Origin of the sequence: Kitasatospora sp. NPDC096140 (assembly GCF_040303045.1) — a bacterium.
Classification (GTDB): Bacteria; Actinomycetota; Actinomycetes; order Streptomycetales; family Streptomycetaceae; genus Kitasatospora.
Window position 1 is genome coordinate 29826 of record NZ_JBEOUW010000041.1, and the last position, 20367, is coordinate 50192.

Annotated in this window: 26 protein-coding genes; 18 read left to right on the top strand and 8 right to left on the bottom strand. The window is 72.1% G+C overall.

Annotated elements, in window-relative coordinates; translation table 11 throughout:
- Positions 1-198: 198 nt before the first annotated feature.
- From ABT048_RS32345 to ABT048_RS32360, 4 genes are all read left to right on the top strand, one after another.
- Entirely contained in the window at positions 199-1551 is a 1353-nt protein-coding gene (locus ABT048_RS32345; RefSeq protein ID WP_502894101.1) for an MFS transporter, read from the top strand.
- Between the two features lie 71 nt (positions 1552-1622).
- Positions 1623-2153, top strand: a complete 531-nt coding sequence (locus tag ABT048_RS32350; protein WP_350525121.1) for a hypothetical protein — start codon at positions 1623-1625, stop codon at positions 2151-2153.
- 10 nt (positions 2154-2163) lie between these two features.
- Entirely contained in the window at positions 2164-2982 is an 819-nt protein-coding gene (locus ABT048_RS32355; RefSeq protein ID WP_350525122.1) for a futalosine hydrolase, read from the top strand.
- Entirely contained in the window at positions 2975-3829 is an 855-nt protein-coding gene (locus tag ABT048_RS32360) for a 1,4-dihydroxy-6-naphtoate synthase (RefSeq protein WP_350525123.1), read from the top strand. The genes ABT048_RS32355 and ABT048_RS32360 overlap by 8 nt, the downstream gene beginning before the upstream one ends.
- Before the next feature lie 25 nt (positions 3830-3854).
- Here ABT048_RS32360 and ABT048_RS32365 read toward each other — a convergent pair whose 3' ends face one another.
- The gene (locus ABT048_RS32365; protein ID WP_030289703.1) at positions 3855-4238 is read right to left on the bottom strand and encodes a cold-shock protein; all 384 of its coding nucleotides are present in this window, start codon (positions 4236-4238) and stop codon (positions 3855-3857) included.
- A gap of 474 nt (positions 4239-4712) precedes the next feature.
- Here ABT048_RS32365 and ABT048_RS32370 point away from each other — a divergent pair, with 474 nt between their 5' ends.
- Positions 4713-4943, top strand: coding sequence for a hypothetical protein (locus ABT048_RS32370; protein WP_350525124.1), 231 nt, complete (start codon positions 4713-4715; stop codon positions 4941-4943).
- A gap of 97 nt (positions 4944-5040) precedes the next feature.
- Here ABT048_RS32370 and ABT048_RS32375 read toward each other — a convergent pair whose 3' ends face one another.
- Positions 5041-5664: an HAD family hydrolase gene (locus ABT048_RS32375; RefSeq protein WP_350525125.1), complete on the bottom strand. Its 624-nt coding sequence runs from the start codon at positions 5662-5664 to the stop codon at positions 5041-5043.
- A 99-nt stretch (positions 5665-5763) separates the two neighbouring features.
- Between ABT048_RS32375 and ABT048_RS32380 the strand changes: the two genes are divergently transcribed.
- The 5 genes from ABT048_RS32380 (at position 5764) to ABT048_RS32400 (ending at position 10590) form a co-directional block, all read left to right on the top strand.
- Positions 5764-6801, top strand: coding sequence for a FecCD family ABC transporter permease (locus ABT048_RS32380; RefSeq protein ID WP_350525126.1), 1038 nt, complete (start codon positions 5764-5766; stop codon positions 6799-6801).
- Positions 6798-7865 (top strand): FecCD family ABC transporter permease, encoded by a 1068-nt coding sequence (locus tag ABT048_RS32385; protein WP_350525127.1) that lies wholly within the window; start codon positions 6798-6800, stop codon positions 7863-7865. Before ABT048_RS32380 ends, ABT048_RS32385 begins: the two co-directional genes overlap by 4 nt.
- 1 nt (position 7866) lies before the next feature.
- Complete coding sequence (locus tag ABT048_RS32390) at positions 7867-8679, top strand: ABC transporter ATP-binding protein (RefSeq protein ID WP_350525128.1); 813 nt, start codon at positions 7867-7869, stop codon at positions 8677-8679.
- A gap of 82 nt (positions 8680-8761) precedes the next feature.
- Positions 8762-9754: an ABC transporter substrate-binding protein gene (locus ABT048_RS32395; protein ID WP_350525129.1), complete on the top strand. Its 993-nt coding sequence runs from the start codon at positions 8762-8764 to the stop codon at positions 9752-9754.
- Between the two features lie 113 nt (positions 9755-9867).
- Positions 9868-10590: a VC0807 family protein gene (locus ABT048_RS32400; RefSeq protein WP_350525130.1), complete on the top strand. Its 723-nt coding sequence runs from the start codon at positions 9868-9870 to the stop codon at positions 10588-10590.
- Here the strand turns inward: ABT048_RS32400 and ABT048_RS32405 are convergent.
- Positions 10572-11360, bottom strand: a complete 789-nt coding sequence (locus ABT048_RS32405; RefSeq protein WP_350525131.1) for an AraC family transcriptional regulator — start codon at positions 11358-11360, stop codon at positions 10572-10574. The genes ABT048_RS32400 and ABT048_RS32405 overlap by 19 nt on opposite strands.
- A gap of 66 nt (positions 11361-11426) precedes the next feature.
- Between ABT048_RS32405 and ABT048_RS32410 the strand changes: the two genes are divergently transcribed.
- Positions 11427-12014, top strand: a complete 588-nt coding sequence (locus ABT048_RS32410; protein WP_350525132.1) for a TIGR03086 family metal-binding protein — start codon at positions 11427-11429, stop codon at positions 12012-12014.
- Here ABT048_RS32410 and ABT048_RS32415 read toward each other — a convergent pair.
- A complete protein-coding gene (locus ABT048_RS32415) occupies positions 12011-12892 on the bottom strand; it encodes a LysR family transcriptional regulator (protein ID WP_350525133.1) in 882 nt (293 codons plus the stop codon). The two genes, ABT048_RS32410 and ABT048_RS32415, sit on opposite strands and share 4 nt — an antisense overlap.
- A gap of 70 nt (positions 12893-12962) precedes the next feature.
- On the opposite strand from ABT048_RS32415, the gene ABT048_RS32420 reads away from it, so the two are divergent.
- On the top strand, positions 12963-13331 hold the full coding sequence (locus tag ABT048_RS32420; protein WP_350525134.1) for a nuclear transport factor 2 family protein: 369 nt from the start codon (positions 12963-12965) through the stop codon (positions 13329-13331).
- A 175-nt stretch (positions 13332-13506) separates the two neighbouring features.
- Here ABT048_RS32420 and ABT048_RS32425 read toward each other — a convergent pair whose 3' ends face one another.
- Together ABT048_RS32425 and ABT048_RS32430 are read right to left on the bottom strand one after the other, a co-directional pair.
- The gene (locus tag ABT048_RS32425) at positions 13507-13740 is read right to left on the bottom strand and encodes a hypothetical protein (protein ID WP_350525135.1); all 234 of its coding nucleotides are present in this window, start codon (positions 13738-13740) and stop codon (positions 13507-13509) included.
- An 11-nt stretch (positions 13741-13751) separates the two neighbouring features.
- Positions 13752-14114: an ATP-binding protein gene (locus ABT048_RS32430; protein ID WP_350525136.1), complete on the bottom strand. Its 363-nt coding sequence runs from the start codon at positions 14112-14114 to the stop codon at positions 13752-13754.
- 266 nt (positions 14115-14380) lie between these two features.
- Here ABT048_RS32430 and ABT048_RS32435 point away from each other — a divergent pair, with 266 nt between their 5' ends.
- Both ABT048_RS32435 and ABT048_RS32440 read left to right on the top strand, forming a co-directional pair.
- The gene (locus tag ABT048_RS32435; RefSeq protein ID WP_350525137.1) at positions 14381-15244 is read left to right on the top strand and encodes a helix-turn-helix domain-containing protein; all 864 of its coding nucleotides are present in this window, start codon (positions 14381-14383) and stop codon (positions 15242-15244) included.
- On the top strand, positions 15237-15428 hold the full coding sequence (locus ABT048_RS32440; RefSeq protein ID WP_350525138.1) for a DUF397 domain-containing protein: 192 nt from the start codon (positions 15237-15239) through the stop codon (positions 15426-15428). Before ABT048_RS32435 ends, ABT048_RS32440 begins: the two co-directional genes overlap by 8 nt.
- 68 nt (positions 15429-15496) lie before the next feature.
- On the opposite strand, the gene ABT048_RS32445 is transcribed toward ABT048_RS32440, so the two are convergent.
- Positions 15497-16342, bottom strand: a complete 846-nt coding sequence (locus tag ABT048_RS32445; protein ID WP_350525139.1) for a helix-turn-helix domain-containing protein — start codon at positions 16340-16342, stop codon at positions 15497-15499.
- Positions 16339-17094, bottom strand: coding sequence for a DUF6879 family protein (locus ABT048_RS32450; protein ID WP_350525140.1), 756 nt, complete (start codon positions 17092-17094; stop codon positions 16339-16341). The genes ABT048_RS32445 and ABT048_RS32450 overlap by 4 nt, the downstream gene beginning before the upstream one ends.
- A 313-nt stretch (positions 17095-17407) precedes the next feature.
- Here ABT048_RS32450 and ABT048_RS32455 point away from each other — a divergent pair, with 313 nt between their 5' ends.
- From ABT048_RS32455 to ABT048_RS32470, 4 genes are all read left to right on the top strand, one after another.
- Entirely contained in the window at positions 17408-17953 is a 546-nt protein-coding gene (locus ABT048_RS32455) for a DUF6879 family protein (RefSeq protein WP_350525141.1), read from the top strand.
- The gene (locus ABT048_RS32460; RefSeq protein ID WP_350525142.1) at positions 17950-18792 is read left to right on the top strand and encodes a helix-turn-helix domain-containing protein; all 843 of its coding nucleotides are present in this window, start codon (positions 17950-17952) and stop codon (positions 18790-18792) included. The genes ABT048_RS32455 and ABT048_RS32460 overlap by 4 nt, the downstream gene beginning before the upstream one ends.
- Before the next feature lie 128 nt (positions 18793-18920).
- Positions 18921-19079, top strand: coding sequence for a hypothetical protein (locus tag ABT048_RS32465; RefSeq protein ID WP_350525143.1), 159 nt, complete (start codon positions 18921-18923; stop codon positions 19077-19079).
- A gap of 3 nt (positions 19080-19082) precedes the next feature.
- Positions 19083-20255: a methyltransferase domain-containing protein gene (locus tag ABT048_RS32470; RefSeq protein ID WP_350525144.1), complete on the top strand. Its 1173-nt coding sequence runs from the start codon at positions 19083-19085 to the stop codon at positions 20253-20255.
- Positions 20256-20367: the final 112 nt, after the last annotated feature.

Consider the following 20367-nt stretch of genomic DNA (forward strand, 5'->3'; position numbering starts at 1 on the left):
CTCCCCGAGTCGGTCGACGTCCCCGGGCCCGACGGCCTCCCCGGGCCGGACGGCGTGCCCGGGCCGGACGGCCTCCCCGGACCGGACGGCCTCCCGGCGCAGGACGACGCCCCCGGGCCGGACGGCGCCCACGCCCGTCACCTCACCGCCCTCGACGAGGACCTGGAGGAGGAGGCCCCCGAGCCCCGCCGGCACTTCCTGATCCGCACCGCCTCCGCCGCCGGCTCCCGCACCGGCAAGGTGGTGCACGGCACCGGCCGCCGGATCCGCCGGGCCACCGCCGCCGAGGGCGCGGGCGAGTCCGGCCTCGCCAAGCTGATCGAGCTGCACGCGCTCAACTCCTTCGGCGACATGCTGATCACCATCGCGCTGGCCTCGACCATCTTCTTCTCGGTCCCCACCGGCGAGGCCCGCGGCCGGGTGGCGCTCTACCTGCTGATCACGATGGCCCCGTTCGCCATCCTGGCCCCGGTGATCGGCCCGCTGCTGGACCGCCTGCCACACGGCCGCCGGGCGGCCATGGCGATGTCGATGCTGGCCCGGGCGGTGCTGGCCTGGACGATGGCCGGGGTGATCGCCGGCGGCGGCATCGCGCTCTACCCGGCGGCGCTCGGCGTGCTGGTGGCGTCCAAGGCGTACGGGGTGGTGCGCAGCGTCGTGGTGCCCCGGCTGCTGCCGAGCCGGCTGTCCCTGGTGAAGGCCAACTCCCGGGTCACCCTGGCCGGGCTGCTGGCCACCGGCGTGGCGGCCGCGGTGGGCGGGCTGCTGCACCTGATCGGCCCGAGCTGGCCGCTGCGCGGCGCCTTCCTGGTGTTCGTCATCGGCACCCTGATGGCCTTCCACCTGCCGCACAAGGTGGACTCGGCCAAGGGCGAGCAGCGCGCCGTCCTGCACGCCGAGGTGCACGGCGAGGGCTCGCACCTGATCCACCACAAGCCACCGCCCGTCAAGGCCTCGCTGCGCACCGTCGGCCCGTCGGTGATCCTGGCGCTGCGGGCGATGTCGGCGATGAAGTGGCTGGTCGGCTTCCTGGTGATGTTCCTGGCCTTCCTGCTGCGGGAGGAGCCGATCGGCGGCCTGCAGCCGACGCTGGCGCTGGGACTGGTCGCGCTGGCGGCGGGCACGGGCAACGCGCTCGGCTCGGTGCTCGGCTCCTGGCTGCGCACCCGCGGCCCGGAGCCGACGGTCACCGCGATGCTGCTGCTGGCGACCTGCGCGACGGCGGCGGCCGCGCTCTGGTACGGCGTGGTGACGGTGGTTCTGGTCGCGGGGGTCGCCGGGATGGCGGCCTCGCTGGGCAAGCTGGCGCTGGACGCGCTGATCCAGCGGGACGTCCCGGAGGCGGTGCGGACCTCCGCCTTCGCCCGCTCGGAGACGCTGATGCAGCTGTCCTGGGTGGCCGGCGGCGCGGTCGGCATCCTGCTGCCGCTGAACGGGGTGCTGGGCCTGTCGATCGCCGCCGCGGTGGTCGGCCTGGTGCTGCTGTGGACGCTCCACTCGCTCTTCCGGGTGGGTCTGCGACGGCATCCCGCGGCGCCCCGGGTGGCCTGAGCGGGGTGCGGCAACACGCGGTGGCCGACCCCCGCGTAGCGTGATCGGCCAGGCCCGGTAGATTCTGACCCATGAGCCTCAATTCCCGTGCCATCGCCGCCCTCGGCGCCGTCGTCGTGGTCGGCGCCGCCACGGTGGGCACCTCCGTCGCCATCGCGGCCGGCCAGACCGAGCACAACTCGCACCGTGCCACCCTCACGGTCGGCAACTCCTCGACGGTCGCGGACCCGCTGTGCTGGAACAACGGCAGCCCGATCACCGAGGACCTCCAGGACAAGTGCCAGGAGGACGCCAACACCGCCCTGAAGAACGGCACGCTGCCCACCATGGACGTGGTGGCGAGCGACCGGGTCGGCGTCGGCGTCTCCCCGAACGTGGCCGAGTCGGGCTGGTGGGCCTTCAGCAACGGCGGCTCGACCGCCTCCGGCGGGCGCACCAGCCTCTCGGCGTACGCGAAGGGCCCGACCTGGTCGGGTTCCCAGCAGGCGAACAAGATCCTCAACGCCACCGGCAAGACCCTGATCACGGTGGTCGAGGGCGACAAGAACTCGGACAACCCGATCGCCGTCTGGTACTTCCAGCTGAACACCCAGGACAGCTGACGGTCCTGCGATGACCGCGCACGACGCCGGTAACGGCGCGCACGAGCAGTCGGGCCCCGCGCGGGCCCGGCTGCTCGTCGTCGTCGCGGTGCCCGCCGAGGCGGAGGCCGTGCTGCGCGGCCTCCCGGGCGGCGCCACCGCCCTGCCGCTGCCCGGCGGCACGCTGCACCGGTCCGCCGGCGCTCCGGTGGACGTGCTGGCCGCCGGGGTCGGCCCGGCCGCCGCCGCGGCCGCCGCCTCCGCCGCCCTGGCCGCCCACCCGTACGCCCTGGCCGTCTCGGCCGGGATCGCGGGCGGCTTCGCCCCGCACGCCCCGGTCGGCGCCACCGTGGTGGCCGACGCGATCGTGGCCGCGGACCTCGGCGCGCAGACCCCCGAGGGCTTCGCGGACGTCACCGAACTGGGCTTCGGCACCGTCCGGCACACCCCGCCCCCGGCCGCCGTCGCGCTCGTCAGGGGGGCCCTGGAAGGCCGGGACGGCACCACCGGCCCGGGCGCCGTCGTCGGCCCGGTGCTGACCGTCTCCACGGTCACCGGAAGCGCCGAGCGGGCCGCCGCGCTGGCCGCCCGCCACCCGGGCGCCGCCGCCGAGGCGATGGAGGGCTTCGGCGTCGCCGAGGCCGCCGCCCGGTACGGCGTGCCGGCCCTGGAACTGCGCACCGTGTCCAATCCGGTCGGCCCGCGCGACCGGGCCGCCTGGCGGATCGGCGAGGCCCTGGCCGCCCTGGAGCGGGCCTTCGCGGTGCTGCCCGTCCACGAACTGGCTGCGCGGCACGAGCCGGAACCGGCTGCGCGGCACGAACCGATCGAGGAGGCCGGCCGTGGCTGAACGGCTGAGCATCGCGTACTCGCCCTGCCCGAACGACACCTTCGTCTTCCACGCCTGGGCGCACGGCCTGGTGCCCGGGGCGGACGCCCCCGAGGTGACCTTCGCCGACATCGACGTCACCAACGGCCTGGCCGAGCGCGGCGGGCTGGACGTGCTGAAGATCAGCTACGGCGCGCTGCCGTGGGTCCTGGACGAGTACACCCTGCTGCCCTGTGGCGGCGCGCTCGGGCGCGGCTGCGGGCCGCTGGTGCTCACCCTGCCGGGTGTGGAGGCCCCCGCCGACCTCGCCGGGAAGACCGTCGCGGTGCCCTCCGAGCGCTCCACCGCGTACCTGCTGTTCCGGCTCTGGGCGGCGAAGGCGGTGCCGGGCGGCTTCGGCGAGATCGTCGTGCTGCCGTTCCACGAGATCATGCCCGCCGTCCGGGACGGCCGGGTGGACGCCGGCCTGGTGATCCACGAGGCCCGCTTCACCTACCGGCAGTACGGCCTGCACAGCCTGGCCGACATGGGCGAGGCCTGGGAGGCGGAGACCGGCCTGCCGATCCCGCTGGGCGCGATCGTCGCCAAGCGCTCGCTCGGCGCCGAGCGGCTGCGGGCCGTCGCCGACGCGATCCGCGCCTCCGTCCGGCAGGCCTGGGCGGACCCCGGGGCGAGCCGCGGGTACGTGCTGGAGCACGCCCAGGAGATGGACCTGGACGTCGCGGAGCAGCACATCGGGCTGTACGTCACCGAGTTCACCGAGGACCTCGGCGAGGAGGGCTACGCGGCCGTCCGCGCGCTGCTCACCCGGGCCGCCGCGGAGGGGCTGGTGCCCCCGCTCGACCCGGGTGCGCTCGCGTTCGGGTAGTCCTCCCCCGCTCCGCCCCGCCGCCCTACACGTCGAACTGGTCGGCCACCGCGCGCAGCAGGCCGGCCAGCTTCTGGCCGGTCGGCTTGGCGGGGTAGCGCCCGCGCTGGAGGCCGGGCAGCACCGCGTCCAGGGTGGTGATCAGGTCCTGGACGATCGGGGCCATGTCGTCCGCGCTGCGGCGCTGGGCGGCGGCCACCGAGGGCAGTGCATCCAGCAGCTGCACGGCCATCGCCTGGTCACCGCGGTGCCCTGCGACGACGCCGAACTCGACCCGCTGGCCCGGCTTCAGCACGGTGACACCGGCGGGCAGCGCCTTGGTGTGGACGAAGACGTCGCCGCCGTCGTCGCGCGACAGGAAGCCGAAGCCCTTCGTCTCGTTGAACCACTTGACCTGGCCGGTGGGCATCTCGAACAGTCCTCGAATGGGTGTGAGGGATCCCGGCCCTGGCCGGGGATCACTGGGTGGTGGGAAAGATGCTGCCGACCTCGACTCGGCGCCCGCGGGCGCTCATGGTCAGCACACTGTCAGGAGCAGACTAACGGTCCGTGACTGCCTCATCCGCGTTCCGCGAAGGATCCGCGTTCCGCGGCCCGATCGGGGCGGTCGGAGTGCGGGGATCTCGCGGCCACGGGCAACCCGGTACTGGCACGGCCGGGTCGCGGCGCTGCGCGGTCCATCGGCTCACACCCCCGGGTCTGAGGACGCGGGGCGCACCTGTAGCGCCCCTCGGCACACCCTCCATACCCCCGCTCAGCAGGGATCAAAACGTTGAGCTGCCGGGAAACTGCGCAACGTGACGAAGCCGCTCCGGTGGGCGGCCCCGCGGGCCGCTCTGCCAGACTGGGGGCGGTCCGGCCCAGCCCCGAGGAGTGAGCAGACGTGAGCAGCCAGAGCGCCGATCCCGGCGACGTGTACGTCAAGGCCGGGGCGATCGTCTTCGGTCTCGGTGCACTCGCCACCCTGGTCACCTTCGTCCCGCTGTTCCTGCACCTGACGCCGCTCCCGACCGCCGCGTACTGGCTGAGCATGCTGATGCCGGCCGGTTTCCTGGCCGCGTTGACCGGACTGTTCCTGAACGCGCGCGACCAGCGCCGCCGCGTCGAGTCCTGAGCCCGGCCCCGAGTCGGGTCCTGAGCCGGGCCCTGAGCGCGCCCTGACGGGTCGGGTTCCCCTGCCTGGCGGCGGGCCCTAGGCCGGGTGGCGGGGCCTAGGCCAGGTGGCGGGCCAGCCAGTCCGGGAAGCCGGTGAGGTCCGCCAGGACCACGTCCGCCCCGGCCTCGCGCAGCTCGTCCGCCCCGTACGGACCGGTGGCCACCGCGACCGCGACCGCGTCCGCGATCCGGGCGCCCAGGATGTCGCCGAGGTGGTCGCCGACGTAGATGCTCGCGCCCTGCTCGCGCAGGGCCTCGCCCTTGGTCTCGGCCCAGAGGTCGCCGATCAGCACGTCCGCCGGCAGGCCGGCGTGCTCCAGGTGGAGGCGGGCGTTCGGCTCGTACTTCCCGGTGATCACGGCGACCCGGCCGCCGTGGGCGCGGACCGCCTCGACGGCGGCGTGCGCGCCGGGCAGGGCCACGGTCGGGGCGAAGGCGTGGTCGCGGTAGAGCTCGCGGTAGCGCGTCGCGGCCCGTTCCACCTCCTCCTCCGGGAACCAGTTGCGGATCTCGTCGAGCAGCGGCGGACCGAGCCTGGTGACCGCCAGGTCGGCGTCGATCGGGGTACCGGTCTCGGCGGAGAGCGCCAGGTAGGTGGCGTGGATACCCGGCCGGGTGTCCAGCAGCGTCATGTCGAGGTCGAAGCCGACGGTGAGCGGGGCATGTGGGGTCGCGGGCATGCCGCCAGGCTATCCAACGGACAGCCGGGGCCACGAGGCAATTTGCCCCGCCTTCGCGGCGGAACTTAGGTTTACCTGAGTTGTCTGCGGAGAGGGCCCATGACCGACGACACCACCGCACCGCCCGGTGCGCCGCACCGGGCGCCCCGGCGCCGAACGGCGTGGCTCGCCGCCGCCCTGGCCGTCCTGGCCGCCGCGGTGCTGCTGAGCCTCGCGGTCGGCAGCCGGACCGTCCCGTTCGGCGAGACCCTCGACGCCCTGCTGCACGGCGGCAGCACCGCGAACGCCGTGGTGATCCGCGAGCTCCGGGTGCCGCGCACGGTCGTCGGCCTGGCCGTGGGGGCGGCGCTCGGCCTGGCCGGGGCCGTCATGCAGGGCCTGACCCGCAACCCGATCGCCGACCCCGGCATCCTCGGCGTCTCCCAGGGCGCGGCGGCCGGCGTGGTGGTCGCCATCTCCGGCTTCGGGGTCTCCACCCTCACCGGGTACGTCTGGTTCGGCTTCGCGGGCGCGGCGATCGCCACCGTCCTGGTCCACGGGCTCGCCGGGCGCGGCCGGGGCGGGGCGACGCCGGTCAAGCTGGCGCTGGCCGGCTCGGCGATGTCGGCCTTCATCGCCTCGCTGAACACCCTCGTGCTGACCACTGACGCGGCCACCATGGACCGGTTCCGCTTCTGGCACGTCGGCTCGCTCTCCGGGCGGACCTCGGACGTGGCGTGGCAGCTGCTGCCCTTCCTGGCCGTCGGCACGGTGCTGGTCCTCGCGGTGGCGCGCGGGCTGGACGCGCTGGCCCTCGGCGACGACACCGCGAAGGGGCTGGGCGCGAGGACCGGCACCGTCCGGGCGCTCGGCGCCCTCGGCGCGACCGTCCTCACCGGCTCTGCGGTCGCGGCGGCCGGCCCGATCGCCTTCATCGGCCTCGCCGTCCCGCACGCGGCCCGCGCCGTCGCCGGCGCCGACCACCGCTGGATCCTCGCCTTCTCCGCCGTCCTCGGCCCGGCCCTGCTGCTGCTCGCCGACACCCTCGGCCGGGTCCTGTTCCCGCCGTCCGAGGTCCCGGCGGGCGTGATGACGGCCCTGGTCGGCGTCCCGGTGCTGGTGGCCCTGGTCCGTCGCCGGAAGGTGGTCGCCGCATGAGCTCCGTCTCCTCCGGCGCGGGCCGCGTGCCGCTCCGCGGCTACTCCGTGGTGCGGGCCGGGCGGGCCTCCTTCCTGCTGCACCGGCGCTCGGCGTTCGTCGCCGCCGGGCTGCTGCTGGCGCTCGCCGGGGCGGTGGTGGCCTCGCTGTGCCTGGGCGAGTCCACCGTGTCGCCGGCCGAGGTGGTCAAGGTGGTGCTCGGGCGGCCGAGCCCGGACGAGCTGGTGGTCGGCGAGTTCCGGTTGCCGCGGGTGGTGGTCGGACTCCTGGTCGGCACGGCGCTCGGCCTGGCCGGCGCGCTGATCCAGACCGTCGCCCGCAATCCGCTGGCCAGCCCCGACGTGGTGGGCGTGACCTGGGGCGCGACCGCGACGGTGGTCGGCCTGACGGCGTACGGCGTGGTCGGCTCGACCGGTCAGGCGCCGTACGCGGCGGCGGCCGGCGGCCTGGTGGCCGGGCTGCTGGTGTACGCGCTGGCCTGGCGGCGCGGGCTGCACGCGCAGCGCTTCGTGCTGGTCGGCATCGGGATCAGCGTCGCCCTGTCCTCGCTCACCTCCGTCTTCCTCACCAAGGGCGACGGCTTCCAGGCGCAGGCCGCGAAGGTCTGGATGACGGGCAGCCTGAACGGCGCCGGCTACGACCAGGCCGGCTGGCTCGCCCGGGTGCTGCTCGCGGCCCTGCCCGTCGCGCTGTGGGCGGCGCGCGCCCAGCGGTCGATCTCCTTCGACGACGCGACCGCGGTGGGCCTCGGCCTACGACTGGACCGGATCCGGCTGGGCATGGCGCTGCTGGGCATCGTGCTGGCCTCCTGCGCGGCCGGGGCCGCCGGGCCGGTGGACTTCGTCGCGCTGATGGCCCCGCAGATCGCGCTGCGGCTGGCCCGCTCGGCGCAGGTCCCGCTGTTCTGCTCGGCGCTGACCGGCGCGCTGGTGGTCGTCCTCGCCGACCTGATCGCCCGGCGGCTGCTGGCGCCGACCGAGCTGCCGGTGGGCGTGGTGACCGGCATGGTCGGCGCGCCGTACCTGATGTGGCTGCTGATCCGATCCCGCCGTGGAGGTTCCTGAGATGTCCGCCCACCGTCTGGAGGCCCGGGGCCTCACCCTGGCCTACGAGACGCGCACGGTCGTCGAGGGCCTGGACGTCCGCATCCCCGACGGCCGGGTGACGGTGATCGTCGGCCCGAACGCCTGCGGCAAGTCGACCCTGCTGCGGGCCCTCGGCCGGCTGCTGAAGCCGGTCCGGGGCGCGGTGCTGCTGGACGGCGAGGAGCTGGCGCGGATCCCGACCAAGCGGATCGCGCAGCGGCTGGGCCTGCTGCCGCAGTCGCCGACCGCCCCGGAGGGCATCTCGGTGGCGGACCTGGTCTCGCGCGGGCGCCAGCCGCACCAGAGCTGGTGGCAGCAGTGGTCGCCGGAGGACGAGGCGGCGGTCTCGGAGGCGCTGGAGCGCACCTCGACCGCGGAGCTGGCCGAGCGCAGCATGGACGAGCTGTCGGGCGGCCAGCGCCAGCGCGCCTGGATCGCGATGGCGCTGGCCCAGGGCACCGACATCCTGCTGCTGGACGAGCCGACCACCTACCTGGACATCGCGCACCAGGTGGAGGTGCTGGACCTGGTCCGCCGGCTGAACGTGGAGCGCGGGCGGACGGTCGTCGCCGTGCTGCACGACCTCAACCAGGCGGCCCGGTACGCCGACCACCTGGTGGCGATGCGGGACGGCCGGGTGGTGGCGCAGGGCGCCCCCGGGGAGGTGGTGACGGCGGAGCTGGTACGCGAGGTGTTCGGGCTGGACTCGGTGGTGGTGCCGGATCCGGTGACGGGCACGCCGTTGGTCGTCCCGGGCGCTCCGTGGGCGGCGACGGCGGCGGTGGACGCCTGACGGCACACTCATCGGCACTTTAGCTGCCATTTCGGACATAATCGACGGCGCCCCGACCACACCCGTCTCCCGAGGACCGCCGATGCCCCGGATCACCCGCCGCACCCTCCTCACCGGCCTCGGCGGGGCCGCGCTCGCGGCCTGTACGGGCGGCACCAAGCAGGCCCCGGCTCCGGGCCCGGCGGCCGCCGGCGACCTCGACCCGAGCGCCTCGCCGACCGCCGCCCCGGCGCCGCCGGTCACCGTGAACACCGCCACCGGGCCGGTGCTGGTCCCGGCCGAGCCGATGCGGGTGGTCGTGCTGGACACCGACGCCCTCGACTCGGCGCTGACCCTCGGCATCACCCCGGTCGGCGCCGCGCTCCCCGCCCGCGACACCCGCTACCCCGACTACTGGCCGGCCTCCCGGACCACCGGGATCCGGCTGGTCGGCCCCGCCGGTGCGCCCGACCTGCCGACCGTACGGGCGCTGCGGCCGGACCTGATCCTCTCCAACCAGGCGCGCGACGGCGACCGCTACGACCAGTTGCGCGAGCTCGCCCCCACCGTGCTCACCCAGACCACCGGCGCGCCCTGGAAGGCCGACTTCGAGCTGCACGCCCGGGCGTTGGGGCGGGTAGCCGCCGGGGAGGCCTTCGCCGACGCCTACCAGAAGCACGCCGGGCAGGTGGCGCAGGCGCTGTCGGCGGCCCGGCTGTCCGGGCGCCGGGTGAGCCTGGTGCGGTTCGTGGAGGGCGGCGGGATCCGGCTGTACGGCCGGCAGAGCTTCCCCGGGACGGTGCTCGCCGACGCCCAGGTGGGGCGGCCGGACGCGCAGAACGTCGACCAGTCGGACTTCGAGGTCCCACCGGACCAGATCGCGAAGGCGGACGGCGACCTGCTGCTCTACGCGACGTACGGCGATCCCGAACAGGCGGGCCTGGACGCGGTGCTGGCGAGCCCGGGCTGGCAGGCGCTGGGGGCGGTCAGGGCGCACCGGGCGTTCCCGGTGGACGACCAGTTGTGGTTCCAGGGGATCGGTTACACCGGGGCCAACTACGTGCTGGACGAACTGCAGCGCTTCCTCGGCGCGTGAGCAGCGGCCCGCTCGGGCACGATCGATCACGATTCGGTCCGACGTTAGGCGCTTGACCTGCCGCTCCGTCAGAATGAGCCGAAAAATCACGGCTCACTCCGGGGGACGACACAGTGTCAACTACCGCACCCACCAACGCAGCTCCGCAGGCTCCGGCCCGCAAGGGGAAGGCGGCCGCCCTCGGCTGGCTGATCAGCATCGGCTTCAACGTCGTCGCGCCGATCATGATCTACAACCAGCTGCACGACCACGGCTACAGCGAATCCACCGCCATCCTGCTCTCGGGCCTGGGGCCGGTGATCGACACCCTGATCTACCTCGTCTGGCACCGCCGGATCGACGAGTTCGCCGTGGTCTCCCTGGTCTTCGTCGCCCTGACCCTGGTCGTCGCACTGATCGGCCCGCAGGACCCGAAGATGCTGCTGGCCAAGGACTCCTTCGTCTCCGGCCTGCTCGGCGTGCTCTACCTGGTCTCGCTCGCCGCCCCGAAGCCGATCATGTTCTACTTCGGGCGCAAGTTCGCCACCGACGGCACGCCGGAGATGGTCGCGTGGTGGAACTCCATGTGGCAGTACCCGGGCTTCCGCAAGGTCCAGCGCAACCTGACCATCGTGTGGGGCGTGGCCTTCGTCCTGGAGGCCGTGCTGCGGATCGTGCTGGTCTACACCCTGTCGCACGGCACCGTGGTGACGGTCAACAACATCCTCCCGTACGTGGTGCTCGGCGGGCTGGTCTACTTCACCATCGCCTACGCCAAGCGGGCCAGTGCCAAGGGCCGGGCCGCTGCGGCCGCCGCTGCCGCCACGGCGGAAGCCGGTCAGCCCGCCGCCGCGTAGCGCGCCGGGGACTCACCCACGGCGGCGGTGAAGTCGCGGGTGAGATGGGCCTGGTCGGCGTAGCCCAGCTCGGCGGCGAGTGCGGAAAGGTCCAACTCGCCGCCGAGGCGCGCGCGTTCGGCCGCCTCGTGCAACCGGGCGCGGCGCAGCACCCACTTCGGGGAGGCGCCGACGTACTCGGCGAACAGGCGCTGCAGACGCCGGACGCCGAGGCCGAACTCCCCGGCCAGGTCGGCCACCCGGCACAGGTCCGGCCGGCCGGTGATGCGCTCCACCATCGCCGCGACCTCCTCGGCGACCGGGTCCGGCGCGGGCAGCCGGGGCAGCAGGAAGGCGTCCGCGAGGGCGGCCGGGTCCGCCGCGTCGCCCAACAGCACCGGGTTGAGCCGGTCGGCCGCGGGCCCGAAGAACTCGGCGGCCGGCAGGGTGCGGTCGGCCAGCTCGCCCACCGGGCAGCCCGCGAACGGCCGGAAGGCACCCGCGCGGAACCGGACGCCCAGCACGTGCCCGGTGCCCTCCAGCCGACGGACGAACAACGAGCGGACCACCCCGTAGACGGTCGCCCGCGGGGCCTCGAACACCAGATGGACGTTGGGGTGGGCGAGCACCTTCTGCTCGTACGCCGGCAGCCCGCGCAGGTCCCAGCCGACCCGCCAGTAGTACTCGACGAACCGCGCCACCTCGGGAGCCGGCTCCAGCCGGTCCACGCTGATCAGCTCGGCCGCCCGGGCCGGGTGGAGCACGCCGCGGCCGAGATCCGGAGAGTCCATGGCGGCCACGTTAGCCGTCGCGTTTCTTCAAGACCCGGTGGTGCGTCCCGGCGCAGGATCGGGGGCATGAACGTCCACCCGATGCACCCCTTCCTGGCCCGCGCCGCCTCCGCCGCGGCCGGAGTCGCCGCCGCCGTCCCGGCCGACCACCCGCCGACCGCGCCGACGCCCTGCGCGGACTTCGACACCCGCGCCCTGGTCAACCACTGGGTGCTCTACACCTCGCACGGCCTGGAGCACCGGGCCCTGCGCACCGAGCTGCCCCCGGAGCTGAGTGCGCGGGACTTCACCGCCGACGCCGAATGGCGCTCGGCGTACGCGGCACAGCTGGAGCGCGCCGTCGCGGCGTGGTCCGACCCGGCCGTCTGGGAGGGGGACGTCGACCTCGGCGGCTCGCCGGTCCCGGCGGTGGGGATCGCCCGGATGCTGATCCTGGAGCTGCTGCTGCACGGCTGGGACGTCGCCCGGGCGACCGGCGGGGAGATCCCGATCGACGAGGAGCTCGCGGCGGTGGTGCTGGAGATCGTGGCCGAGAACGCCGAGCTGTACCGGCAGTACGAGGGCTTCGCCGGGGCGGTCGCTCTGCCGGACGACGCCTCCGCCTGGGACCGTGCGCTCGCCGCCTCGGGACGCGACCCGTACTGGAAGGCCTAGGGCCGGGGGCCGCCCAGTGCGGCGAGGAGTTTGCCGCGCAGGAGCCGTACCGCCGGGGAGTGCTGGTCACGGCGGCCCGTGAGGCCGAGGCAGGAGCGGACGGCGGCGTCGGCGATCGGGACGGTGCTCAGGCCGGGACCCTCCACGGAGGACGGGCTGAGGATCGCGACGCCGGCGCCGCGTTCGGCGAGGCGCAGAACGGTCGCCGGGGAGCTGGCGTCGATGTCCACGCGCGGGTCGAGGCCCAGCTGCGCGCAGGAACGCTCGTAGGCGGCGCGGATGCCGGTGCCCGGGGAGAGGCAGAGGATCTTCTCCCCGCGCAGGTCGCCGAGGGTCAGCCCGGGCCGGTCCAGCGGGTGCCCGGCCGGGACGACGGCCGCGACCTGCTCGTCGATGACGATGTCGACGTCCAGGCCCGCGGCGACCTCGCCCGCGTAGCCGATCAGGGCGAGGTCGAGGGCGCCCGACAGGACCTGCGCCTGGAGCAGGTCGGAGTGCCCCTCGTGCAGGCTCAGTTCGATGCCGGGGTGGGTGCGGCCGAGGTCGGCGACGGTGTCCAGGAACGGCGGGATCGAGCAACCCATGATCATGCCGAGGCGGACCCGGCCGCGCACCGCGTCCGCGTACTCGGCGGCGGTGAAGCGGATGGCGTCGAGCGTGGCGAGGGCGTTCTTGGCGAGCGGGAGGACCGCCTCGCCCACCGGGGTGAGCCGGACACCGCGGCCGGACCGGTCGAGCAGCTGCTGCCCCAGCTCCCGCTCCAGCTTGGCGACCTGCGTACTGATCCCCGACTGGCTCACGTGCAGGCGCGCGGCCGCCGCGGTGAAGGAGCCCTCGTCGATCACGGCGGCGAAGTAGCGCAGCTGGTGCATCTCCATAATCAACGATGATATCCGGCATCCGATCCATCTGTTGGACGGATGGATCGCCGCGCGGAACGATGGAGTCATGACGACGACGAAGAACGCACGCGAGCTGGCCGAGACCTACTTCACCGCCTGGGAGGCGGGCGACTTCGAGACCCTCCGGGGCGTGCTCGCCGACGACGTGGACTTCGTGGGGGCACTGGGGACCGCCTCCGGCGTGGAGGAGGCACTGGGCGGACTGCGGGGCCTCGGGCAGGTGCTGGAGAAGATCGACGTGAAGGTGCGGCTCGCCGAGGGCGACGAAGTGATCACCTGGTTCGAGCTGAACACCAGCGTCGCGGAGCCGACCCCGACGGTGAACTGGATGCACGTCGAGAACGGGAAGATCGCCCGGATCCGGGTCACCTTCGACCCGCGCGCCCTGCTCGCCGGGTTCGAGAAGAAGAGCTGAGCCCGGAGGGGTAGGGCAGGAGCGCAGGAGGGCCGTGGCCAGCGGGGGTGGTCGCGGCCCTCCTCTGCGTGCTGCTACCCGTCCTCGTCGGGCGGGGTCGCACGGAGGGCGGTGACGACGCCCAGGGCGACGGTCGCGAAGGCGAGCGCGAGGAGGACGGCGAAGGCCGCCCCGATCAGGAATCGCACCAGGTCTCGCGGTCGACGTCGAGGAGGAGGGTGAGGAGGTTCAGGAGGGTGGAGGCGGGGGCGGTGCCGAAGCGGACGAGGACCCGGCCGTCGAGGGTCCGGTCGGTGCCGGCGGAGGGGAAGATCAGGCCGAACTTCCTGCCACGCTCCTGGACTTCGGCCAGGAGGGTGCGGATGTGGTCGTCGGTGTAGTGCCGGATCCGGGGGTCTGTCGGCTTCATGGGGTGGCGCTTCACGCGGCACCGTCCAGCTCGAACCAGACGGACTTGCCGCGCTCCTGGGGGTCGACGCCCCAACGGTGGGTGAGGCCGGCGACCAGCTGGAGGCCCCGGCCGGACTCGGCGAGGAGGCCACGGGCGGCCGGGGAGGGCACGATCGGGCTCTCGTCCGTGACGGAAACGCGGAGGGAGCGGTCGACGGAGATGATCTGGACGATCGGCGCGGGGGTCGCGCCGTGCCGCCAGGCGTTGACCAGGAGCTCGACGAGCGCGAGCTGCGCGTCGAAGATGGTGGAGGGGGACCAGCCGACGCGCGTCATGGTGTCGAGGAGGGACTGACGGGCGAGGGCGATCGAGGGCGTGTTGAGGTGACGCATGGGACTTCTCCCGAGGCGTGAGTGAGGGAAGAACCGGCGGAACACATGTCGCCGTGAGCCAGGCCAGGCAGATGGGCGCGGCTGCTCTGCGGTGCTTGCTAGCAGGCGTTACTGACGATCCGTCGGATCGAGATGAGCACGACCGTAGCGCATGGGAGTGGATAATTTTCCCCCTCATCGGGAACTTCCCTCTATCGTGGTAGTCGGTAGACCGACGCTCGGCCCGCACGGCAGACTTGAGGTGCTTGCACCCCCGGAAGGAAGCCATGCCGCCACGCGTCAACCCGACACTCCGCCAGCGCAGGTTTGGCATCGAGCTACGGAGGATGCGCGAGCAAGCCGGCTTCGGTGGATCCGAGCTCGGTCGTCTCGTCGGGATGAACCCCGCTCAGGTCACCCAGATGGAATCCGGGCGGATCGGAATCAGCGCAGACCGCCTCCGCACCATTGCTGCGGCCTGCAACTACGCGAATCGTCCGATGATCGATGCCCTTGCCGACATCACCGCCGAACGCGGCCGAGGCTGGTGGGAGGAGTACCGAGAGGTCCTGACGACGGACTTCCTTGAGGTAGCCGAGGTCGAACATCACGCGAAGACACTCTCCACCTCCACCACCACGTACATCCCCGGTCTTCTGCAAACCGGGAGCTACGCGTCCGCGGTCTTCGCTCGGGTCTATCCGCCGTTGCCCCGCAAGGACATCGATGTCCGGACTGCGTTCCGCGTACAGCGGCAGCAAGTGGTCCGAACCGGCAAGATCCCGCTTCGGGCGTTCATCCACGAGGCAGCACTCCGCATGCAGTTCGGTGGTCCCAGGGTGCTCGCAGACCAGCTTGATGCGTTGATCGGAGACTCGACTGACAACGGCATCTCCATCAGGGTGGTGCCGTTCGATGTGGACACATTCCCTGGCGCTGGCGAGAACGTGACCCTTGCACAGGGCCCCGTACCTGAACTCGATACCGTCCAGATGGACACTTCCCCGGGCACGCTCTTCTTCGATTCCCCGGCAGACCTGGCCAAGCATCGAGCCATCTTCGACCGCGTGGACTCCGCTGCGCTTTCCGAGGATGAGTCGCGAGACTTCATCCGGTTCATCAAGAAAGAGGTGGAATCCAGGTATGCCTAAGACCGAGTGGCAGAAGTCGAGCTACAGCGCAGCAAACAACGAGTGCGTGGAGGTACGCGCGGTCGACGGGCTGGTCGAACTCCGCGAGTCCGACGAGGGTGACATAGTCCTCCGCACCACCCCCGCCGCCCTCGCCGCCCTCCTCCAGGGCATCAAGGCCGGCGAATTCGACCACCACGCCTGACCCCCAGCGGCCCCTCGCGCGCAACCGCGCGAGGGGCCGCAAAACCGGACCGCCCCTGGAAGAGCTCCTCAACGCGTATCGCGAAGGGCACGAGCAGCTCTGGCGATCACACGATGGGCTGCCGGGCCGTAGACAGCGCTTTCCGCCAACGCATCCCATGCCCGGATGTGAAGTGCAACGTCGGCCGGATCGTCCAGCCACATCTCTGCGTGCCATGACTCGGTCACGACCAGAGCGTCGTCGTGGATCGAGAAACCCACTCCCACGGGAACTTCCAGATCGGCGCCAAAGGGAACTATGCCGAGGCGTACGTTCCCTTCCACCAACCACGGCACGAGGCGCTCCAGCTGGTCGACCAGTACATCCGGAGGGCAGAGACGGGATACGAGGGCTCCTTCCCACACCAGGAAATGGAATGATCGGAATCGATCCCTGAGTACTCTCTGTCGTTCCATACGGGCAACCACGGCAGCATCGACGTCACGAATCGATGGATGGACCCGGGTGTACCGGGTGAGCACCGCACGGGCGTACCCCGCTGTCTGAAGCAAGCCTGGAATCAAGGTCGGGTCGAATGACCGACGGTCGCTGGTCCGCTGGCCCTGCTCGGCATGTGCCTCCTGTACCGGCCTCACACCACCGGCGAGCTGGCGCCGCCAGGAGCGGTACTGCGTCTCCACCGTCCGGAGTCTGCCCACCAGTTCCGCAGCGGCATCGGGCCTGCCGACACCCGCGGCCCATGCCACCACATCGGCCCTGGTGGGCGACTGCTTTCCGTTCTCCACCTTGCTGACCTTCGACTGCGGCCAGCCCAGCCTCGTAGCCAAGGCACGGCCTGACAGGCCGCTCTCGGTGCGAAGCTCGCGCATCCGAGCACCGAGAGCAGACCGCGCATGTCGAAAGTCGGAGCTCACATGCCGGAAGGTACCCGAGCCCTGAACTCCGCGTACGGCGTCGCGTGGTGCCAGGCGGCGTCGCGGGCCTGGCAGGCTCGCAGGACTTCCAGTGGGTCGGTGACCAGCTCCATGCCCACGGTGCGTTCTCCCTCGAAGTGGAAGCGCGCGACCGTTCGCGAATCGAAGAGCCAGAAGTCCGAGAGCCCGGTCAGGCCGGCCGTCTCGGCGTCCGCCCGCCACATGCACCGGATGTCCTCACCGGCAGCGACGTTGGTCCGGGCACACGCCAGCAGGTACCGCTGCCCCTCGGTGGGCGGGTTGTCCACCAGGCGGACCCGCTCGAACCTCTTTCCCTTGTCGACCATGCGGCGCACGTTCTCGAACCAGGGGTGTCCGACCTCACCGGCCGTGTCGCCGGTGCGCAGAAACTCCGAGTAGGAGGGCATCTGCTTGTCGGAGAGGTACCCGGTCCTGGTCTCCAGCCGCCAGGCGGTGTGTTCGAACCCGTCGTTGATGAACTCGGTGATCTTCTGCTGGGGGACGAACTCGGGCACAGGCGTTGCCTCCTTCGGCGCGAACCTCACGAGCAGTTCTCGGGGCACGACTACGAAGCCTTCATCGTCCTTCACGTACTTGAGCTGTGCCACCTCCTCAGGGTCGGTAACGGCGTACCCCTGGACCACCACCTCTCCGGTGTCCACGTCCTCGTACAGCGTCGGACAGTCACCGACGCCCGAGGTACTACCCACGACGCGCAGCCGCCTGGCCATGACTTTCCCCTTCTCCGACGGTCAGGAAGGTCTCATATTCGGCCTCAACTGGCGCTCCAACAGGACTGATTCTTGATTATTCTCCGAATCCGTCCTGCCATGCCGTGCACCTCACATCCCCGGTCACGCAGATCGGGGCACCTCCCCGGAGCAGGAAGTCGACGGTACCCACCCCCACTGCATGCGCCTTACCACGGCCGATCCTCGACAGTGCAACTGCGACTCTGCGGGCGAACATTGGAGAATCAGTGCTTCCGCCGTGGCAGTTCCAGGGCATCCTGATCCCGTCCGACCGACTACGAGGAGAGCAGCGATGAGCCGGGAACGCACGCTGATCAGCTTCGACGAGTTCGACAAGCTGTTCGTGAGCTTCGAACACACGGCCTTCCGACTGGAGACCCGCCGTCGGTACCGCTCGGACGAACAGGGCGAGTCCTACCGGCGGTTCGTCGCCGGGCTCGACCTCGATTGGGACCTGGACCATCCCTGGTGCGTCTCGCGCCGCGAACAGTCGGCCCTGGGCAAGCGGTTCGAGCGCGTGCGGATCATGGACAACCCACCCTCCGTCGGGCAGCGGTACCTGCTCAACAACTCCATTCGAAACGGCATGGTCGGGGAGGACATCCGGCAGCTCTGGCGTGCCGACGCCGACCGGCTGGGCCTCCCGGCGGAGGACACCTGGCTGTTCGACTCGCGATTCATCGCCCTGTTGCACTTCGATACCGACGACGATCTGACCCACGTCGAACTGATCACCGACCCGGTGCGGGTTGCCCGCGCCTGCCAGGAGCGCGACGCCGCATGGCACTTCGCCCTCCCACACCACGAGTTCCGTGCTCAGGTACCGTCCGACATGTGAGCACCGACTTCCAGCACGCCAGGATCGCCCTCGGTCAGCGGCTCCGCGAGCTGCGGGCCGAGGGCGGTCTCACGGGTCGGCAGCTGGCCGATCTCCTGTGCTGGACGCAGTCCAAGGTCAGCAAGCTGGAGACCGGCCGGCAAACGGCCACCCACGACGACCTCAAAGCTTGGGCCGAGGCTGTCGGACAGCCCCGCACGGCAGCCGAACTGTCAGCCCGACTGCGGTCCTTCGAGTCAGGGACCCGGTCCTGGCGACGGCAGTTGGCCGCCGGGCACAAACCGGTGCAGGACACCCTGACTGCCGAGCACGACCGTTCGCACTTCATGCGCGCCTGGGAAGGCGCCATGATTGTCGGGATGCTCCAGACCGCCGACTACGCCCGGCACATCTTCAGCGCGTACGTCGATCTCCACCGGTCCCCACGCGACATAGACGAGGCTGTACGAGCCCGCATCCAGCGCCAGGAGAGCCTGTACCGGTCCGGCAAGCAGTACCACATCCTCATGTGGGAATCTGCCCTTCGCGCCCTGGTCTGCCCTCCGCCCGTGATGGCCGCGCAGCTCGACCGTCTCGCTGGCGTCATCGGCCTGGACACCGTCTCCCTCGGCATCGTCCCGTTCGAAGCCCGGCTCAAGTTGCCTCCTGCCAACGGTTTCTGGATCCACGACGAGCGACTCGTCATCGTCGAGGACTGGCACGCCGAGCTCTGGCTCGACCAGCCCGAGAACGTGTCCCTCTACCTGCGCGTCTGGGAGACCCTGGCCGCCTCCGCCGTCTACGGTGCGGAGGCCCACAAGGTGATCACCCGCTGTCGCAGGGCTCTCGGCACCTTCTGAGGAATCTCCGCGAACCCCACCGGCCCGGGTCCGGAATATTCGAGAATCGGCCGCCTTCCGGCCCGCTCCGCCGCCCTACCGTACGTCTCAACGACGTTATTCGACACCGTCGTTGAAAGGAGCAAACCATGCCCGTGTTCGACAACGGCAAGCACGGCGGCGGATCCGGATCCGGGTCCGGCGGCGGTCAGCAGGACGACAGCAGCAGCGGCAACAAGCACGGTGGCGGCGGCAGCGACGAGGGTGGCAACACCTCGGACGGCAGCGGCCCGGCGTCGGGTGACTGACGCGTGATCGAGCAGCAGGAAGCGGAGGCCGGCCGGGCCCGGCTGGCCTCCGCGCTGATCGCAAACGGGTCCCTCACCTCGGACTGGTTGTCCGCCTACGACACCGTCCCCCGCCACTGGTTCGTCCCGGACCTCGTCTGGCCCGGTCAGGGCGACGGCGTCCGCCAGGGCGACTCCGTGAACCGCCATGCCGACCCGGCCGCCTGGTGGCGTGCCGTCTACTCCGACGTCCCGCTCACCACCCAGTGGGACGACGGCGACCACACCGGGGAACACCGCGGCACCACGCCCACGTCCTCCAACTCCATGCCCACCATGGTGTTCTCGATGCTCGCCGCCCTGGACGTCGAGCCGGGCGACCGGGTGCTGGAGGTCGGCACCGGCACGGGCTGGAACGCCGCGCTCCTCTCCCAGCGCCTCGGTTCCGGCAACGTCGTGACGGTCGAGGTCGACGAGGACAATGCCGCCGAGGCTCAGCTGCGGCTGAAGCGCGCCCGGTACTCGCCGACGCTGGTGGTCGGGGACGGCGCCGCTGGCCACCCGCCCCGCGCACCGTACGACCGGGTGATCGCCACCTGCTCGGTTCGCCGGGTGCCGCCCGCCTGGGTTTCCCAAACGAGGTCGGGCGGCCTGATCGTCGCGCCGTGGGGCCCCGAGTACGGCGGGGAGGCCGTGGTCCGGCTCACCGCGGGCGCCGACGGCACGGCGAGCGGCCGGTTCGTCGGATCATCGGCCTTCATGCGGCTCCGCCGCCAACGGGCCATCCGTCCCGGCAGCCTGGCGTACCTGTCCGGGCCGTGGCCGGCGGACGGAATCCGGTCGTCGACGTCCCTCTCCCCGGAGGCCCTGGGCAGCTGGCCGGCCATGTTCGCCGTGGGGGTGCAGGTGCCCGGGGTCTTTCCGCTCGTCGAGCGCTACGCGGACGGCTCCTACACCCTCTGGCTGCACGACACGGCCGTGACGTCCTGGGCCACCGTCGACTGGGAGCCCGACCGCACCGCCTACGAGGTCGTCCAGTCCGGCCCCCGCAGCCTCTGGGACGAGGTGCGATCCGCCTGGCGCTGGTGGGACGACCGGGGCCGCCCCGGCTTCGAGCGCTTCGGCCTCACCGTCACGCCCGACGGCCAGACGGTTTGGCTGGACTCCCCGGACGCCCCGGTGCCTGCCCGGGCTTGAACGGGAGTGGGAAGTCGGCCCCGCCGACTTCCCCGCTCACCGTGAAGAGCCACCTCGCCCGGATCGCCCGCAAGCTGGGCACCGGCGACCGTGCCGGAATGGTCGCCGTCGC